The following is a 16,740-nucleotide window of genomic DNA, read 5'->3' as shown; positions in this document are numbered from 1 at the left end:
CTCCGCTCAGGCCGCCGCGCGGGGCGCGGCGGGGGTCGCGGACCGGCGGCGCAGCACGTACCAGGCTGACGAGATCGCGACGATGATGACGAAATAGACCATGGTGGCCGCGGCGCCGTAGCCACCCCGGTAGGAGGTGAACCCGGTGTCGTAGATGTACTCGATGACCGGCCGTGTCGACTGGTTCGGGCCGCCGGCGAGCAGCAGATAGATCTGGTCGAAGACCTTCAGCGAGGCCAGGATCTGCAGGATCAGCACCAGTCCGGTGGTCGGCCGCAGCAGCGGCACGGTGATCAGCCGGATCTGCTGCCAGGGGCTCGCCCCGTCGATGGCGGCGGCCTCGTACACATCCGGCGGGACGTCCTGGATCGCGGCCGTGTAGAGGACGAAGTTGAAGCCGAACGTCCACCACAGCGTCATCAGGATCACCGCGGTCCAGCCGCCCGACGTGCTGCCGATGAAGTCCGGTACCGGCAGTCCGACCGCGCCGAACAGCTTGGGGAGCAGGCCCACTTCGGGCGTGTACATCCACAGGAAGATCAGCGCGACCACGGACGACGGCACCACGTACGGTGCGAAGAACGCCAGACGGTAGAAGAGCCGGCCGCGCCGGACCCGGGAGGCGAGGATGGCGACGAGCAGCGCCAGCACCACCAGCAGCGGGGTGGTGATCAGGGTGAAGAGCACCGAGTGCCACATGGCGTCCCAGAAGAGGGAGTCCTTCAGCACCTGGGTGTAGTTGGACACCCCCACCCAGTCCCCGAGGCCGTCCTTGACGGTGGTCGTGTTGAAGAAGCTCAGCACGACACCCATCAGCAGCGGGCCGCCCAGGAACAGCAGATAGACCACCAGGAACGGGGTGCTGAGCAGCAGGCCCGCCCGCCGGTCGGAGCGGGGCGGCCGGTCGGGCGCGGTCCGCACGGGTACGGACTCCGGGGCCGGCCGCGTCGAGGCGACGGTCGTCATGGAACTGCCTCCTACTTCATCGTGACCGGTGGTCGGGCCGTGGTGTAGCGCTTCAGATCCGCCCGCATCGCGCCGACGGCCTTCTTCGGCCCCAGCCGTCCGGCGAGGACCTCGATGATGGTGGCGCCCACGGTGTTCTGGAAGTCGGACCCTGCGCCCGTGTACCAGGCGACCGGGTCGTACTTCGCGTTGAACGCCGCCTGTACGTAGTTGCGCTGCGGGGACTGGCCGAGGAACGCCTTGCTGCGCTGGCTGGGCAGCCAGGCGGGCACATGGCCGCCGTGCGCCCAGGTCGCGCTGTTGTCGAGCAGGCTCTTGATGAACCGCGCGGCGTGCGCGGTCCGTGCGGAGGTCCGGTTCGGGTTGCGCGGGACGACGAGCGCGTGCGAGTCGGCGTACGCCACCGGCTCGGGTCCGAGCAGCGCGGGGAACGGCACCACGTTGAAGCGCAATCCCTTGACCAGCCGGTACGAGGGGATCTGCCACTCGCCGTCGAAGAGGAAGCCCGCCTTGCCGGTACTGAACAGCGCGTTGGCGCCCGACCCGTTGAGGCTCTTCGGCATCAGACCCGGCCCGGTGAGGCTCTGCATGAAGTCGAACGTCTCCCGCATCGCCTCCGCGTCGATGTCGATCGTGGTCCCCGAGCCGGTGACCAGGGGGCCCGCGAGGCCGGAGTAGATCATGCTGAACCAGCGCCAGGCGGTGGACGGGTCGGCGGTGATGGACATCGCGGCGCCGTACTGGGCGCCCGCCTCCTTCATCGCCTTCACCGCGTCGGTGAAGGCGGCCCTGCCCTTCATCGGCTTCAGCCCGTCACCCGCGGCGTTGAGCAGACCGGCCTTCTTGGCCAGGTCGGTGTTGTAGAACAGCACGAACGGGTGGGTGTCCAGCGGGACCGCGTACGGAGTGCCGTTCACGGTGGCCTTCTTCCAGGCCGCCGGGGTGAACCGGTCCGGGGTGACACCCAGGTCGCCGACGCCCGTCTCGGAGACCGGCTCCAGCAGCCCGGCGGCTGCGAGCAGCGGCAGCCGGGAGAGATGGGCGATGCCGACATCGGGCGGGGTACCGCTCGCCGTCGCCAGGGCCAGCTTGGTGTAGTACGGGTTCCCCCAGCCCAGGATGGTGGCCTCGACCGTCGTACCGGGGTGCTCCTTGCGGAAGGCGTTCTCCATCAGCACCATGTTGGCGCCGTCGCCGCCCGTGAAGAGGTTCCAGAAGATCACGTCGGCGGTGTTGGGCTGGGAGCCCGTCAGCCCTGAGGCCAGCGGGGACGCGCACGCGGAGAGCCCGCCGGTCAGGGCCAGCCCGCCGCCGAGAGCCAGGAAGCGCCGGCGCGCCATCGCTCCGCTCATAGGGGTAGTCACCTCGTCCATTCGATGTGAACTCGATGGCCGAGACCTTGGCACACGATTTACATCGTTGCAATAGATCGATGCAAGAAGGTGATATCCGGGGTCGGGCCGGTGCGGACGAGGGTCTGTCGTCGCGCGGCAGGCGGCACTTCGACCCCAGGCCCTGGGAGGTGTGCCGGGCGGTCAGCCGGCCGGCTGGCGCTGCGAGGACGCGCGGACGACCAGCCGGAAGGGCGTCGACTCCTGCCGCGCCCCCGCGGCCCCGGAGTTGCCGCCGTCCGGCCGTCGGCCGGTCTGCTCGTCGAGCAGGGTGAGGGCGCGCTCCGCGATCGCCTCCAGATCCGGTGCGACGGAGGTGAGCGGGGGGTGGGTGTACGCCGCCTCCGGTACGTTGTCGATGCTCGCCAGGGCGACGTCGTCGGGCACCCGGACGCCGGAGGCGTTCAGCGCGTGCAGGGCGCCGACGGCCAGCGCGTCGTTGAAGGCGAAGACCGCGTCCGGCAGCGGGCCGCTGCCCTCAAGGAGCTGCCGCACGGCCTCGTAACCCTGGGCCCTGTTCCAGTCCTTCACCGGCGCGACCAGCCAGTTCACCCGCCGTACCCCGGCCGCCGAGAGGGCCTGCCGGTAGCCGTCGGCGCGCTGGCGGCCGTTCTCGCTGCCGTTCCTGCCGAGCGCGACGATACGGCGGCAGCCCTGTTCCAGGAGGTGTTCCACGGCGGTGCGGGCCGCGGCGACATTGTCGATGCCGACCCGTGGGAAGCGGTCGCCGACATCGTGCTCACCCAGCATGACCAGCGGAAAGTCCGGCGGGGTCGCCGCGACATCGGCGGCCGGCACGGTCAGGGCGCTGAACAGCACGCCGTCCGCCACATTGGTCAGACCGCCCGCGAGGATGCGCCGTTCCGTCTCGCTGTCGCCCTCCGTCGACTCGACCAGCACCGTGATGCCCCGCCGGGCGGCGGCCCGGATGACGGCCTGGGCCAGCTCGGCGAAGTAGGGCTCGGCGAGGTAGGGCACGGCGAGCGCGACGAATCCGGTGCGGCCCGAACGCAGGCCGCGGGCCAGGTAGTCCATCTTGTAGCCCAGCGTGTCCAGCGAGTGCTGGACCCGGGCGCGCATCTCCGGGCTGACATGGGTGTAGCCGCTGACCACGTTGGACACGGTCCGCACCGACACACCGGCGTGTTCGGCCACATCCCGCATCCGTACCCTGCCCACCGGCGCGTCCCCCTCGGTCCCCCGGGTTCGGTGTCCCGGGTCGGTTTCCTTGCAACGATGCAAAGCTTCACTCATGATGAACGGAATTCGATTGTACGAAACCCGATGGCCGGTGAGGCAGAAGGAGGAGCCGTGAGGGCGAGTGATCAGGAGGGCACGTATCCGAGGCCGCTCATGTGCCGTGAGCAGTGGAACAGCCTGGACGGCGCCTGGGACTTCGGATACGACGACGCCGACGCGGGCGAGCGCGAGGCGTGGTTCTCCGTGGACGCCGACGGCGGGTTCGACCGGGAGATCACGGTCCCCTTCCCGCCCGAGGCACCCGCTTCCGGCATAGGTGAGACCGCCCCGCACCCGGTCGTCTGGTACCGCCGCCGTATCGCCCACGGGACGCTGGTCCCGTCCGCCTCCGACGGCGGCCGTACGCTGATCCACTTCGGCGCGGTCGACCACCGCGCCCGGGTCTGGCTGGACGGCCGGCTGGTGGCCGAACACACCGGCGGGCAGACGCCGTTCACCGCCGATGTGACCGGGGCGATGCGCCCGGACGCCACCGAGCACGTACTCGTCGTACGCGCCGAGGACGACCCGGCCGACCTCTGCGTCCCGCGCGGCAAGCAGGACTGGCAGGAGCGGCCGCACGCCGTCTGGTACGAGCGGACCACCGGCATCTGGCAGAGCGTCTGGACCGAGACCGTCCCCGGCCAGCACATCACCGACCTGGCCTGGATCCCGGACCCCCAGTACGGAGTCGTGGCGGAGATCGCCCTCGCCCGGCCGCTGCCCCGGCCGCTCACGGTCGACATCGTGCTGCGCGCAGGTGACCGGGTGCTGGCCGAGACCTCCACCGTCACCACGGGCCGCCGCGTCCGGGTCGACATCGCGGTGGACGCCCTGCGCAACGGAATCGACCGGGAAGCCCTGTGGTGGACCCCCGAGTCACCCACCCTGGTGGACGCCCGGGTCACGGTGCGCGACCCGGAGGCGTCCGGGCCGGCCGGCACCGGGGACGCGGAAGCGGTGGATGTCGTGGACGCGGTCGACAGCTATCTGGGCCTGCGCAGCGCGGGCGTCGGAGGTGGCGCTTTCCTGCTCAACGACCGCCCGTACTACGTACGTTCCGTACTCGACCAGGGGTACCGCCCCCGCACCCTGCTCGCCAACAGCGGCACCGCGGAACTGCGCCGCGAGGTCGAGCTGATCAAGGAGATGGGCTTCAACGCGGTCCGCGTCCACCAGAAGGCCGAGGACCCGAGGTTCCTGTACTGGGCCGACCGGCTCGGCCTGCTCGTCTGGGGCGAGACGGGCGCGGCGTACGAGTACGGCACGGAGGCCGTCGAACTGCTCACCCGGGAGTGGCTGGACCTGGTGCGCCGGGACCGCAGCCACCCGTCGATCGTCACCTGGGTGCCCTTCAACGAGAGCTGGGGCTTCTCGGACGTCGCGCGGGACCCGGCGCAGCAGCAGTACTCGATGGCCCTGGCCGCGCTGACCCGGGCCCTGGACCCGTCGCGTCCGGTGCTCTCCAACGAGGGCTGGGAGCACACCGACAGCGACATCCTGGGGGTGCACGACTACACCAGCGACCCCGCCCTGCTGAAGGAGCGCTACGGGGACGCGGCCGGCTTCGCGGCGGTGCTGGCGGGCGGCGGCCCGCAGGGCCGGAGGATCTCCCTCTCGGACCGGCAGGACGCACGCTTCGCCGCGGGCGACGCACCCCTGATGATCACGGAGTTCGGCGGCCTCTCGCTGGCGGGCGGCGACGAGGACTTCTTCTACACGCAGACCAGCTCCGACACCCAGTACGCGGAACTGCTCGGCACGCTCTTCGCCGAACTGCGGGACAGCCCGCTGGTCGCCGGGTTCTGCTACACGCAGTTCATGGACACCGCACAGGAGACGAACGGCCTGCTCTTCCGGGACGGCACCCCGAAGCTGCCGCTGGAGACGATCCGGCGGATCGTCACGGGGGACGGGGGCGCGAAGGAGTCCGGGGACGCCTGAGGCGGAGCCCGCGGACGGAGTGCGGAGAGCCCGGCCCCAGACCTGATCCGGGGCGGGGAGGGCTCGACGGAGACCTGATCCCGGGCGGGCAAGGTTGCTGCAAGGCCACTGCAAGGAAAGTGCCGTACGGGCCGGGAACCCCTCCCTTCGACTGCTGCACGCAGCCGACGAACATGGGGGACCGACTGTGTCTGTCAACACCACGAAAACGGCGCTGATCGAGCAAGGTCAGTGGCTGACCGTACCGGACTGCAAACGGATTCTGGTCGTCGTGCACACCGTGGCCTTCGCCCAGCGACTCCAGGAAGTCATCTGCCTGCTGGAGGCCGACTTCCGTATCCAGGTGGTCTTCACCGTGGCGCCGCACGCCTTCGGCGGCGGCGTCACGCAGTATCTGCGGAGCCTGGGCATCGCCACCGTGCCCTGGGACCAGGCGCTGCGGGCCGAGTTCGATCTGGCGCTGGCCGCCGGGTCGCGCGGTGTGCACGCGTTACGGGCGCCGGTCGTGCGGATCTCGCACGGGGCCGGCCACATCAAACTGCTCACCGACACCTCCGTGCTGGCGCCGGGGGAGAAGCGCACTCCGGGGATGCTGAGCCGTCAGCATCTGCTCCACGAGGGGCGGGTGGGGCCGGCCGCCATCGTCTACGCGCACGAGCGCGACGTGCGGGAGCTGGCCGACTCCTGCCCCGAGGCGCTGCCGGTGGCCCATGTGGTGGGCGACCCCTGCGTGGACCGGATCACCTCCGGGATGGACCGGCGCGAGGAGTTCCGCAGGGCGCTGGGTGTCGGAGTGGGCCGTCAGCTGGTGATCGTCACCTCGACCTGGGGGCCCACCTCCACCTTCGGCCGGTTCGACACCCTGCTTCCGCAGTTGCTCAGCCAACTCCCCGCCCACCGCTACCGGGTGGCCCTGCTGCTCCACCCGAACGTCTTCGCGGGACACGGCAGCTGGCAGGTGCGCAGCTGGCTCGCGGGCTGCCGGGCCCGGGGGATCGCCGTGGTGCCGCCGGAAGCGGACTGGCAGGTTCCGCTCATCGCGGCCGACTGGATCATCGGTGACCACGGTTCCCTGACCGCGTACGGGACGCTCACCCGGGCCGCCCTGCTGCTCACACCGGGACCGAGGCGGGAGATCTCCGCCTCGTCACCGGCGGCGCTCCTGGCCACCCTCGCCCCCGCGGTCTCCCCGGCCCATCCCCTCGCGGGGCAACTGCGGTACGCCGCCGAGCAGTACGTCCCCGGCCGGTACGCGGAGGTGGCCGCGCTGCTGTCGTCGGCGCCCGGCCAGTTCCACCGGCGGATGCGCACGCTCCTCTACCGGCTGCTGCGGCTGGGCGAACCGGCCTGGGCACCCGCGGTACCCCCGCTGCCGACCCCGCCACCGCTGGACCGGTGGGAGGGCGACGGCCTGGGGGTGGCGCTGTGACGGCCCGGCCCGCCCCGACCGTACGCGCCGGGGGGACGGAGCTGTACGGGGCGACCCCGCCGGACGTCTCCTGGTGCGCGGTCCGGTTCGGGACGCCCCGGGCCGGAGCCACGGTCACGGGGTTCCTGCCGGACCTGCCCGGGGACCGGAGCGAGGCGCCCGTGGCCGTCTTCCCGGTCTCCGTCGGCTGGCGGTCGACGACCGGTCACGGTCGGGCCTCTGTCCTGCTCGCGGTGGCGGTCCCGCTCCCCGGGAGCCGGCCACGGTTCCGCGGTCCGGGCGCGGCCGACGTCCATCTGCGGGCGAATCCGGACGCACCACGGCGGAGGAGGCACACGGGACGCGTCGGGTGTGCGGGGCGGGTGGAGTACGCGGGGCCCGCTGAGTACACGAGGCCCGCCGAGGAAGCGGGGCACGGCATCGCTCATGCCGAGTACGTGGAGCACGGCATCGCCCACGCCGAGTACGCGGATGTGCTCGTCACCGGGGAGCCGTTGCCGGTGGAGTGGGCCCACCACCGGGTGGGCGCACTGATGTCGCGGTACCCCGGCTCCCTCGTCGCGGCGGTGCCGGCCGCCGGGAACGCCCTCGTACTCGGTGTGCGCGCGGCCGGGACCGGCGCCGGTGCACCGCCGGTCCGGCCGATCCGGACGGTCCCCGGCCTCCTGGTACCACCGCACGTCGTCGCTTCGGTGCTGCACGCCTGGCTGGTGGCGGGCGGCACGCCCGAAGCGCTCCGGTCGGTGGGGCCCACGGGGCCGCGGGGCCGCGGCTGAGGGGGGCGCCGACGGTCGGGGAAGGAGCGCCGGGAAGCCGCGCGAGCCGTCGTGGCGGGGAGCCGCGCGGCGGCGTGTGCCAGGGCTTCTTCCCTGCGTGCCCCGGCCGTCACCCGAGCGCGCGGAATCCGGTGACCGGCCGTCAGCGTACGGTCGTTCAGCCGGCCTGAATGCGGGTGTCGTAGTCCTCGCGGGCAGCGACAACCTCCGCTACATGCCCCACGGACCACTGCGTGAGCGCCTTCAGCGGCTCCCGCAGAGTCTGGCCGAGATCGGTCAACTCGTACTCCACGCGGGGCGGCACCTGCGCGTACACCGTCCGCAGGACCAGGCCGTCGCGTTCCAGGGTGCGCAGGGTCTGGGTGAGCATCTTCTCGCTCACCCCGGCCAGCCGCTGCCGCAGCCGGGTGAACCGGCACGCCCCCTCCCGGCCGAGCTCCCCCAGCACCAGGACGGCCCACTTGCTGCCGATCTGGTCGAGCAGATCCCGCGACGGGCAGCCGCGCACGTACGGATCTGACAACGCCGCTGTGGGGCCCGTCACATTCTTGTCGACCGACACGACGCTCACCTCGATGCTTTCGTCCGGGTTGCCACCTTACGACAAGGTGGCTACTTACCAATAGCGAGTATCGGAGGAAGGGTGGGATCCAGCCGCGGGAGGTCCGCGGCGGAACCGAAACCAAGAATCAGGGGTGGATCCCATGTCGATCGTGGTCACCGGTGCCTCCGGGCAGTTGGGCAGGCTCACCGTCGAGGCACTGCTGCGCCGCGGGGTGCCGGCCTCGGACATCGTCGCCACCAGCCGCGACACCACCCGGCTGAAGGAACTCGCCGACCGCGGTGTGGTGGTGCGCCGGGCCGATTTCGCCGACCCCGACAGCCTCGCGGCGGCTTTCGCGGGAGCGGACAGGCTGCTGCTGATCTCGACCACGACGGTGGACGAGCGGGTCGCCAACCACCGCCGCGCCATCGACGCCGCAGTGGCGGCAGGCGTGCAGCTGGTGGCGTACACGAGCATGTCGCACGCCGATACGGCCACCACGATCCTGGCCGCCACCCACCGCGCCACGGAGGAGTACCTGCGTGAGCGCGCGGTCCCCAGCGTGCTGCTGCGCAACAGCTGGTATCTGGAGAACTACACCGGTCGACTGCCGCAGATCCTGCGCGAGAACACCCTGGTCGGAGCAGCCGGCCGGGGAAGGATCAGCGCCGCCGCCCGCGCCGACTACGCCGATGCGGCCGCGACCGTGCTGACCACCGAAGGCCACGCCGGCCGGGTGTACGAGCTGGGCGGCGACGAGGCGTTCACCCTGGCCGGTCTCGCCGCGGCGCTCTCGACAGCCGCCGGGCGGCAGGTCACCTACACCGACCTCGCGGCCGACGCGTTCGCCCACGCACTGACCGACGCCGGGCTGCCGGCGGAGCTGGCGGGGGTGCTGGCCGACGCCGATCTCGGCATGAGCCGCGACGAACTGCTCACCACCTCCGGCGACCTGCGCCGTCTGATCGGCCGCCCGACCACCCCGCTGGCCGACGCGATCGCCGACGCCCTGCGCTGACCGGCCACCACACCCTCGCCCGTCGCTGCCACCGCGCCTCCTTGCCGCCGCTGTTTCCATCGCCGTTGCCGAAGTCGCGGCCGTTGTACGGCGGTTGAAGCCTGGGCCGCTGCCTGTCGGCCGCGTACACCCCTCACCCGAAGGACCCCGATCCACCATGCCTTCCCGCACCACCGCACACTCCCCAGGGCGGCGGACGCTGCTCGCCCTCGCCGCGGCGTCGGCCGCCCTGGCCGCTCTCGCGGTGCCCGCCGCTGCCGCGCCGGCCCACCCCGGCACCGGCCGCGTCCACTCGATCACCCTCGACGGCCACCGGGCCTTCCCGGAAAGCGTCGCGGCCGACCACCGGAACATCTACACCGGCAGCATCGCCGACGGCACCGTCTACCGCGGGCGCGTCGGGACGCGTACGCTCCACCCGTTCCTGCCCGGTGGTCAGGACGGCCGCACCAGCGTCACCGGGATCAAGACCGACGGCCACCGCCTGCTGGTCGCCGGTGCCTTCACCGGGCGCTTCTTCGTCTACACCACCACCGGCAGACCGGTCGCCACCTACACGGTGCCCGACCCAGGCAGCAGAACCCTCGTCAACGACGCGGCCATCGCTCCCGACGGCGACGTCTACATCACGGACTCCTACCGCGCCGTGGTCTACCGGATCCCCGCCGCCGAGGTGAACGCCCCCGCCACCGGCGCCCACCGCACCCTGCACGCGGCCTACCGTCTCCCCGACTACACGGCAGGCCAGTCCAACGCCAACGGCATCACCACCAGCCCCGACGGCACCTCCCTGATCATCGGCTACTGGTACAGCGGCGCCCTCTACCGGCTCACTCTCGCCACCGGCGACCTCCGCAAGATCGCCGCGCCACCACTGACCAGCGCGGACGGCATCACACGCCGCGGGAACACCCTGTACGTCGCCCGCTCGGTGAACAACACGGTCACCACCCTCCGCCTGTCCGGCGACGCCACCCGGGCCACCACCGTCGCCACCCGCACCTACCCCGGCGCCGACACCACCACCGGCGTCGCCGTGAGCGGGCACCGGCTGCTGGTCACCAACTCCCAGATGGACACCTACCTCTCCGGCGACCCGCAGACCAGCCCCGTCTTCACCCTCGCCAGCCTGCCCCTGCACTGACCCCGCCCCCCCCGGCCCGCGTCCTCCTCACCGATGGCGCAGCCGGTCGGCCAGGCGCTCGGCGTCGGCCGGGCTCAGGCGCAGGAAGAGGGTGCGCGCGGCCTCGTAGCAGCGGGTCGCCTCCGCGGTGTCGCCCTGGCGGGCGGCGGCCTCGCCGAGCCACTCCAGGGCATACCCCTCCCAGTGGGCGGAGCGGACGTCGGACGACCGGAAGGCCGCCAGCGCCTCGCGCAGCCGCCGGGTGCCGCCGTCGTGGTCGCCGTCGCCTGCCAGTGCGCGGCCGAGCAGGGCCAGGGCCCGGGCCGCCTCGTAGCTCTCGCCCAGCGCCTCCAACTCGGTGCACGCGGCGGCCAGATACCCGGCGGCGGCCGGGTGGTCTCCCGCCGCCAGTGCGGTCTCGCCCAGGCGCCGCCGGGAGAGGGCGGCGCCTCGTGCGTATCCGGCCGACTCCCTCATGCGCAGGGCCGTTTCGAAGTGCGCGCGGGCGTCGTCGTAGTGGTGGGTGAGCAGACTGATGTGGCCGAGTCCGTTGATCGCCTGGGCCTGCTGGCGTAGGTCGCCGTCGGCCGTGGCGTGTTCCAGCGCCTGGGCGTACCAGTCGGCGGCCTCCGCGTAACGGCCCGCGTCGCGCAGCCCGATCGCCCCGGACGTCAGCATCCGCCCCTCGCCCTCCCGGGATCCGTCGGAACGCGCGGCGGCGAGCCCGGTGCGGTGCGTCTCGATCCACATCTCCCGGGGCCGCAACCGTACGAAGAGCGGCCAGGCGGCGTCGGTCAACTGCCAGCAGGCGGTGTGCCATCCGGCGCGGGCGCAGTGCCGTACCGCTCCCAGCAGGCTGTTGCGGTGCGTGTCCAGCCAGGCCAGCGCATCGGCGGGGGTGCTGAGGGCGGCGGGTACGACGCCCGGCACCGTGGCGGGTCGGGCGGGCAGCCGGTGGCCGGGGGTGAGGATGCTCTCCGCCGCGGTCGCGGAGGCCAGACACCAGTCCACGAAGCGGCGGAGGGTGCGCTCGCGCTGTGCGGGGCTCTCCCGCGTCTCGGCGATGAGACGGGCGTGGGGGCGTACGAGGTCGTGGAAGCGGTAGGTCCCTGGGCCCGTCTCCTCCAGGAGGTTCGCCTCCAGCAGGGCGCCGATGGCCAGGTCGGCGTCGGCGGAGTGCTCCCAGCCGTCCGGGCCGGCCGGGCCGGACGGCTCAGGGGGGTCCGTGCCGACCGCCGTCAGCAGGGAGAGGTCGAAGCGGTCGGCGGGCAGCAGGCCCATCCGCCGGTAGAGAGCGGCGCCGCTGCCGGTCAGCAGCCGGTAGGACAGATCCAGCGCTGTACGCACCACGGCCTCTCCCTCCACGCGGAGTGCGTCGAGCGGCCCCCGGCCCCGGGACAGGCTGCGGGCCAGGGCGGACAGGGTGTGGTGCGGGCGCGCGGCGAGCTGGGCGGAGGCGAGGCAGACGGCCAGTGGCAGATACCCGCAGAGGGCGACCACTTCACGCGCGCCCTCCGGGTCCTGGAGGACACGCTGCCCGCCCCCGCCCCTGGCGAGCAGCTCGACCGCGGAGTCGGGTGCGAGGGCGCCGAGTCGGTGCACGGCGGCACCGTCGACCTGGAGCCCTGTGAGGTGGCTCCGGCTCGTCACCACGGTGAGTCCTGCGGGCGCACCCGGGAGCAGGGGACGCACCTGAGCCGATGTGTACGCGTCGTCGAGCAGTACGGCCAGACGCAGCCCGGAAGTCAACGACCGCCAGAGCGCGATGCGTTGAGCGGTGTCCACCGGTACGGAGCCCACCCCGAGCGCGTACAGGAACCCTTCGAGTACGGCGGCGGCCGGTACGGGGCCTTCCCCGTACTCCGCTGCCGCCGCCCGGCCGCCCAGGTCGGCGTACAACTGCCCGTCCGGGAAGTCGTCGGCGAGTCCGTGCAGCCAGTGCGAGGCGAGCGTCGTCTTTCCGACGCCCGCGAAGCCGCTGACCACCAGCAGCTGCGGGGTCCCCGCGGGGTGTCCCGCCCGGAGCCGGTCCAGGGCGCGCACATCGCTCTCCCGGGCTATCAACGGCTTTCTGACCGGCGGCAGTTGGCGGGGCACCGGGGGGCGGGCGCTGTCCTGCCCGGCAGGCTGGTGGAAGTGGACGCCGCCCTGGATGTCGCGGGCCTGCACACTCGGCCCGTGCAGAACGGCTGCCCCGCCGATGGTGTTGGTGTGGGCGGCCGGTTCCTGACCGGGCCCGTAACGCCGTAACCAGTCGTCCACCGTGCGCGCCGTACGGACGTCGGTCCTCGCCGCATCGGCGAGGACGGTGGCCAGTCGTGCCATGTCCTGGAGCGGATCCACCGGCACGGCGTCGGCCGCCCCGTCCGCCGGTGGATCCTCCGGGGCGTCCGTCTGTACGTCCTCAGAGGGCCATAGCCGGGCCACGGCGGGGTCCTGACCGGCTACGGCGCGCGCGATCCGGCCCAGCTCCCGCCAGGCGGGGGAGGCCCGTTCGGTTCCATGGGCGACCAGGGACGACAGCAGCGCCGTCGCTCTGCCGGACTCCGGAGTGGACACGTCTCCCAACCTCCCTGAACAGCGCGGCGGGCAGTAAGCGAGTCGGTGGTGCTGTCGGTCGGTCGTGCTCCTGAGTGATTCCTGCGTCGGTTTGGCGTCGATGCCTGGTCGGGAGTGGGTTCCTGGTCGGGACCTCGTCGGGCCGACCGGGACCTGCTGGGCGGTATCCGAAGGTGAATATGCCAGAAGCATATGTGGAAATGCGGCAACGTCCTGCGTCGACCAGGAGAGGCATTCCCGCTCCATGGCGTAGATGAACAGAATTGCTCAGCCAGAAGTCAGTTTCGGACTTCAACAGGACGCAGGCCGGGCTCATATAGCCATGGGCGCTCCGCCGTGTCACTCTCGAATGCCCGGCCCATAGCGGGCCGGACCGGCGGAGGGACGCTGGTGGAGTGTGAGATTCGACTTTCAGGATCGGTGGAGGTAGGGGCCGCCGGCCGGCCCGGTGATCTCGGTTCCACCAAAACGCGGCTGGCGCTCGCCGCCCTGGCCTGGGACGCGAGCCGTACCGTGGGCGTGGACACGCTGGTCCACCGGATCTGGGACGAGAATCCGCCCGCAAAGGCCAGAGAAGCCCTGCATGTTCATGTCTCGCGCATCAGACGGGCCCTGAGGGCCGCAGGGGACGGGGCACCCCAGGTCGTCAGCCGTACGAACGCGTATGTGCTGGACATCGACCCCGACCGGGTGGACCTGCGCCGCTACACGAGCTGTGTCGAGCAGGCGCGTTCTCTGCGGGACAGCGGCGACGGGACCGAGGCGATGCGTCTGCTGGACGCGGCGGCGGGCCTCTGGCGCGGTGAACCGCTGGCCGGAATGGCCGGGGACTGGGCTGCCGCACTGCGCGGCACGGTCGGTGAGAGCCGTCTCGCGGGCGCCCGGGTGTACGCCGAAATCCTCATGGAGGCGGGGAAGTTCGCCGAGGCCGTCCCGGTACTGATGCCGCTCTTCGGTGAGCACCCGGTCGACGAGGCGCTGGCCGAGCAGCTCGCCCTCGCCCTCTACGGCAGCAGCCGCGCCGCCGAGGCGACCAGGCTGCTGCAACGGACGCGGCAGCGCGTCGTCCGTGACATCGGCCTGGACGCGGGACGGCGGCTGCGCCGGGTGCACCAGGGCATCCTCTCGGGCACCCCGGCCGCTGCGCTGCTCCTGCGGGCCGGCAGCGGAACGCACCGGCCCTCACGCCCCGGGCGCGTGGTCCCGGACAACCTGCCGCGCGACATCCCATGGGTGGGGCGCCGGGACGAACTGCGGCAGCTGACCGCCGCGCTCTGTGAGGGGGACGGCACCACCGCGCCCGTCGTGCGGATCGAGGCGATCGACGGGATGGGGGGTGTGGGAAAGACATCCATGGCGGTCCATCTCGGGCACCAACTGCGGGAACGGTTCCCGGACGGCAGGATTTACATACATCTGCGAGGACATGTCTCCGGGCGGGCGCCGCTGACAGCTGCCCATGCCCTCACCGAACTGCTGCGGCTGCTCGACATACCGGCTGTCGAACTGCCCGACGGTGAGGAGGAGTTGAGTTCCCTGTGGCGGGCCTCCGTACGGGACCGCCGGATGGTGGTGATCCTGGACGACGCCGCTGGACCGGCCCAGGTCCGGCCCCTGCTTCCGGGCGCGTCCCCGACGGCGGTCATCGTCACCAGCCGGCAGCGGCTTCCCGGCCTCCCGGGTGTCCGGCCCGTCTCGCTCGACGTGCTGCCGCGCGGGGATGCGATCGCGCTCTTCGAGCAGCGGCTCGGCGGACGCGGCGGCACCGGCCGGGGCGGCACCGGCCGGGGCGCGGACATCGAGCGAATAGTTCGTATATGCGACTATCTGCCCCTCGCTATCGAACTGGTGGCGAGCCGGCTGCTGCTCCGGCCGTCGTGGACCACGGCCGACCTCCTTGAGCAGTTGACCGGCGGCAGCGGAGAGCTTTCCGAAATGCGGGACGGGGAAAGATCGGTCTCCCATGTGTTCGCCCAGTCCTACCGTGCGCTGACCCCGGTCCAGCAGTTGGTGTTCCGCCGTATCGGTCTGCACTTCGGGCTGGAATTCGATACGTATGCGGTCGTCGCGCTCACCGGTCTCCCTTTCGGTACGGCCGCGCGCGCGGTCGAGGAACTCCACGCCCACCACCTCATTACCGAGCCCTCACCGCACCGCTTCACCCTGCATGATCTGCTGCGTGCGTACGCCCGTACGCTGATCGATGACGAGTCCGAATTACGTGACGATCCCGGTGCGGAACTCCATACCGATTCCGATTCCGTTTCCGGTGCTGATCCCGATTCCGGTTCCGGCGTCCGTACGGTGCGTGTGGACAGCCGGGACGACTCCCGTAGGGCGCTCGAACGGCTGGTGGATCATTACCTGCGTCTCGCCGTCCGTGCCGACCGGCTCGCCTACCCCTTCCGTTCGCGTATCGCCGCCGCTTCCGGACTCCCCGAGTCACCCGGACCCGAGATGCCCGACGCGCATGCGGCCGAGCAGTGGCTGATCACCGAGGGCGCCAACGTGCTGGCGGCGCTCGACCGGGTCCGCAGGCATGGTTCGGAACGCCAACTCGCCCTCTGCGCCAACATATTGGCCGGTTTTTTGGATGTGGAGGGCCACCTCGGCACCGCGGAACCGCTGCTGCGCCGAGCTGTGGAGCACTGGCGCGCCACGGGCGACGACGCGGCGCGGGCGCGTGCGCTTCTCGATCTGAGCGGGGTCTGTGTCCACCGCGGTGAGTACGGGGAGGGGCACGCGACGGCCTCGGAGGCCCTGGGGATCGCGCGGGCCCTCGGCGATTCGGAGCTGGAGAGCGAATCGATCCACCAACTGTCGATTCCGCTCTGGCACACCGGACAGTACGTTCTTGCGCAGACGCTGCAGGAAAGGTCACTGAGTCTGCGGCTGCAGTCGAATGACGCCGTCCAGGTAGGGCGCAGCTACAATCTTCTCGGTATTACCCATCTCCATCTGGACCATGACGAAACGGCGCTCGACTATTTCCTCCGCGCCCTTGTCGTATTCACGGACGCGGCCGATGACAGGGGGAGATACCGAACCCTCAACAACGTCGCGGAGCTGAGGCAGAAGAGTGGCGATCTGGAAGCCGCCGAACGTGCTTACCGAGAAGCCATAGATCTCTCCAAGGCAATGGTGGGAAGAGGAGACCGCGCCACACTCCAGATGAATCTCGCGAGTGTTCTGGCCGCTCTCGGAAAAACCGAGGAAGCCCTCGTCCTCTATGGAAAGTCGCTGCCGGCGCTGCGGGGCGTGGGGGACCTCAGAGGGGAGGGCGTCGCCCTCAACGGCACCGGCCGGGCCTACCGCGCGGCCGGCCTCGCCGAGCGGGCTCTGCCTCAGCACATCGCCGCTCTCGCGGTGATGCGGCGGATCGGCGCCGCAGGTGAAGTAGCCGGAGTTCTTTACGACTTGGCCCAGGCCGAGCAGGACACCGGGCGTATCGGCCAGGTCGCGGTGCACCTGGAGGAGAGTCTGTCGATCAGCCGCCGGATCGGCGCGCGTTCCGACGAGACCCGCGCCCTGAAGGCGCTCGGCCGACTGGGCCGGCGCAGGGGTTGAGCGACCCCGACTGCGGCCGTCCGGATGGTTTCCCGGGGCTGGACCGATGAATTCGAGAGGTTCACAGCGCCCATATGCGAGGAGTGGGTGATTTAGGTCGATCATGGGATCCGGTGGCGGGTCCCGTGTGTCGGACGGGCGTCTTGGTAGGGATAAGATTGCGGCGAGAGGGTGAAGGCGCCGC

Annotated in this window: 11 protein-coding genes; 6 read left to right on the top strand and 5 right to left on the bottom strand. The window is 71.4% G+C overall.

All coding sequences use genetic code 11. The features are described 5' to 3' along the window. Nucleotides 1-6: 6 nt before the first annotated feature. From ACWGKJ_RS09165 to ACWGKJ_RS09155, 3 genes are all read right to left on the bottom strand, one after another. Nucleotides 7-966 carry a carbohydrate ABC transporter permease gene (locus ACWGKJ_RS09165; protein WP_385020683.1) on the bottom strand — a complete coding sequence of 320 codons (960 nt, stop codon included), beginning with the start codon at nucleotides 964-966 and terminating at the stop codon, nucleotides 7-9. A gap of 11 nt (nucleotides 967-977) precedes the next feature. Beyond that, nucleotides 978-2,318: an extracellular solute-binding protein gene (locus ACWGKJ_RS09160; protein WP_385020681.1), complete on the bottom strand. Its 1,341-nt coding sequence runs from the start codon at nucleotides 2,316-2,318 to the stop codon at nucleotides 978-980. A 183-nt stretch (nucleotides 2,319-2,501) separates the two neighbouring features. Beyond that, nucleotides 2,502-3,521 carry a LacI family DNA-binding transcriptional regulator gene (locus ACWGKJ_RS09155; RefSeq protein WP_385020820.1) on the bottom strand — a complete coding sequence of 340 codons (1,020 nt, stop codon included), beginning with the start codon at nucleotides 3,519-3,521 and terminating at the stop codon, nucleotides 2,502-2,504. A 147-nt stretch (nucleotides 3,522-3,668) separates the two neighbouring features. On the opposite strand from ACWGKJ_RS09155, the gene ACWGKJ_RS09150 reads away from it, so the two are divergent. The 3 genes from ACWGKJ_RS09150 (at nucleotide 3,669) to ACWGKJ_RS09140 (ending at nucleotide 7,745) form a co-directional block, all read left to right on the top strand. Then, nucleotides 3,669-5,540, top strand: coding sequence for a glycoside hydrolase family 2 protein (locus ACWGKJ_RS09150; protein ID WP_385020678.1), 1,872 nt, complete (start codon nucleotides 3,669-3,671; stop codon nucleotides 5,538-5,540). Nucleotides 5,541-5,727: 187 nt separating this feature from the next. After that, complete coding sequence (locus ACWGKJ_RS09145; RefSeq protein WP_385020676.1) at nucleotides 5,728-6,969, top strand: hypothetical protein; 1,242 nt, start codon at nucleotides 5,728-5,730, stop codon at nucleotides 6,967-6,969. After that, nucleotides 6,966-7,745: a hypothetical protein gene (locus tag ACWGKJ_RS09140; RefSeq protein WP_385020673.1), complete on the top strand. Its 780-nt coding sequence runs from the start codon at nucleotides 6,966-6,968 to the stop codon at nucleotides 7,743-7,745. Before ACWGKJ_RS09145 ends, ACWGKJ_RS09140 begins: the two co-directional genes overlap by 4 nt. Before the next feature lie 157 nt (nucleotides 7,746-7,902). Here ACWGKJ_RS09140 and ACWGKJ_RS09135 read toward each other — a convergent pair whose 3' ends face one another. Continuing rightward, the gene (locus tag ACWGKJ_RS09135) at nucleotides 7,903-8,307 is read right to left on the bottom strand and encodes a winged helix-turn-helix transcriptional regulator (protein ID WP_385020670.1); all 405 of its coding nucleotides are present in this window, start codon (nucleotides 8,305-8,307) and stop codon (nucleotides 7,903-7,905) included. A gap of 142 nt (nucleotides 8,308-8,449) precedes the next feature. Here ACWGKJ_RS09135 and ACWGKJ_RS09130 point away from each other — a divergent pair, with 142 nt between their 5' ends. Further along, nucleotides 8,450-9,307 carry an SDR family oxidoreductase gene (locus tag ACWGKJ_RS09130; protein WP_385020667.1) on the top strand — a complete coding sequence of 286 codons (858 nt, stop codon included), beginning with the start codon at nucleotides 8,450-8,452 and terminating at the stop codon, nucleotides 9,305-9,307. A gap of 157 nt (nucleotides 9,308-9,464) precedes the next feature. Beyond that, complete coding sequence (locus ACWGKJ_RS09125; RefSeq protein ID WP_385020664.1) at nucleotides 9,465-10,451, top strand: SMP-30/gluconolactonase/LRE family protein; 987 nt, start codon at nucleotides 9,465-9,467, stop codon at nucleotides 10,449-10,451. Nucleotides 10,452-10,478: 27 nt separating this feature from the next. Here ACWGKJ_RS09125 and ACWGKJ_RS09120 read toward each other — a convergent pair whose 3' ends face one another. Then, on the bottom strand, nucleotides 10,479-12,989 hold the full coding sequence (locus ACWGKJ_RS09120; RefSeq protein WP_385020661.1) for a tetratricopeptide repeat protein: 2,511 nt from the start codon (nucleotides 12,987-12,989) through the stop codon (nucleotides 10,479-10,481). Between the two features lie 420 nt (nucleotides 12,990-13,409). Here ACWGKJ_RS09120 and ACWGKJ_RS09115 point away from each other — a divergent pair, with 420 nt between their 5' ends. Further along, nucleotides 13,410-16,556: an AfsR/SARP family transcriptional regulator gene (locus ACWGKJ_RS09115; RefSeq protein WP_385020658.1), complete on the top strand. Its 3,147-nt coding sequence runs from the start codon at nucleotides 13,410-13,412 to the stop codon at nucleotides 16,554-16,556. The last annotated feature ends 184 nt before the right edge of the window (nucleotides 16,557-16,740 follow it).

Source organism: Streptomyces sp. NPDC054757, assembly GCF_053612185.1.
This window is presented reverse-complemented; position numbering and strand designations above follow the sequence as displayed.

Bases quoted from the DNA above. Each gene is read 5' to 3' on its own strand.
- ACWGKJ_RS09165 (WP_385020683.1), bottom strand. From the start codon at position 966: ATGACGACCGTCGCCTCGACGCGGCCGGCCCCGGAGTCCGTACCCGTG.
- ACWGKJ_RS09160 (WP_385020681.1), bottom strand. From the start codon at position 2,318: ATGAGCGGAGCGATGGCGCGCCGGCGCTTCCTGGCTCTCGGCGGCGGG.
- ACWGKJ_RS09155 (WP_385020820.1), bottom strand. From the start codon at position 3,521: ATGCGGGATGTGGCCGAACACGCCGGTGTGTCGGTGCGGACCGTGTCC.
- ACWGKJ_RS09130 (WP_385020667.1), top strand. From the start codon at position 8,450: ATGTCGATCGTGGTCACCGGTGCCTCCGGGCAGTTGGGCAGGCTCACC.
- ACWGKJ_RS09125 (WP_385020664.1), top strand. From the start codon at position 9,465: ATGCCTTCCCGCACCACCGCACACTCCCCAGGGCGGCGGACGCTGCTC.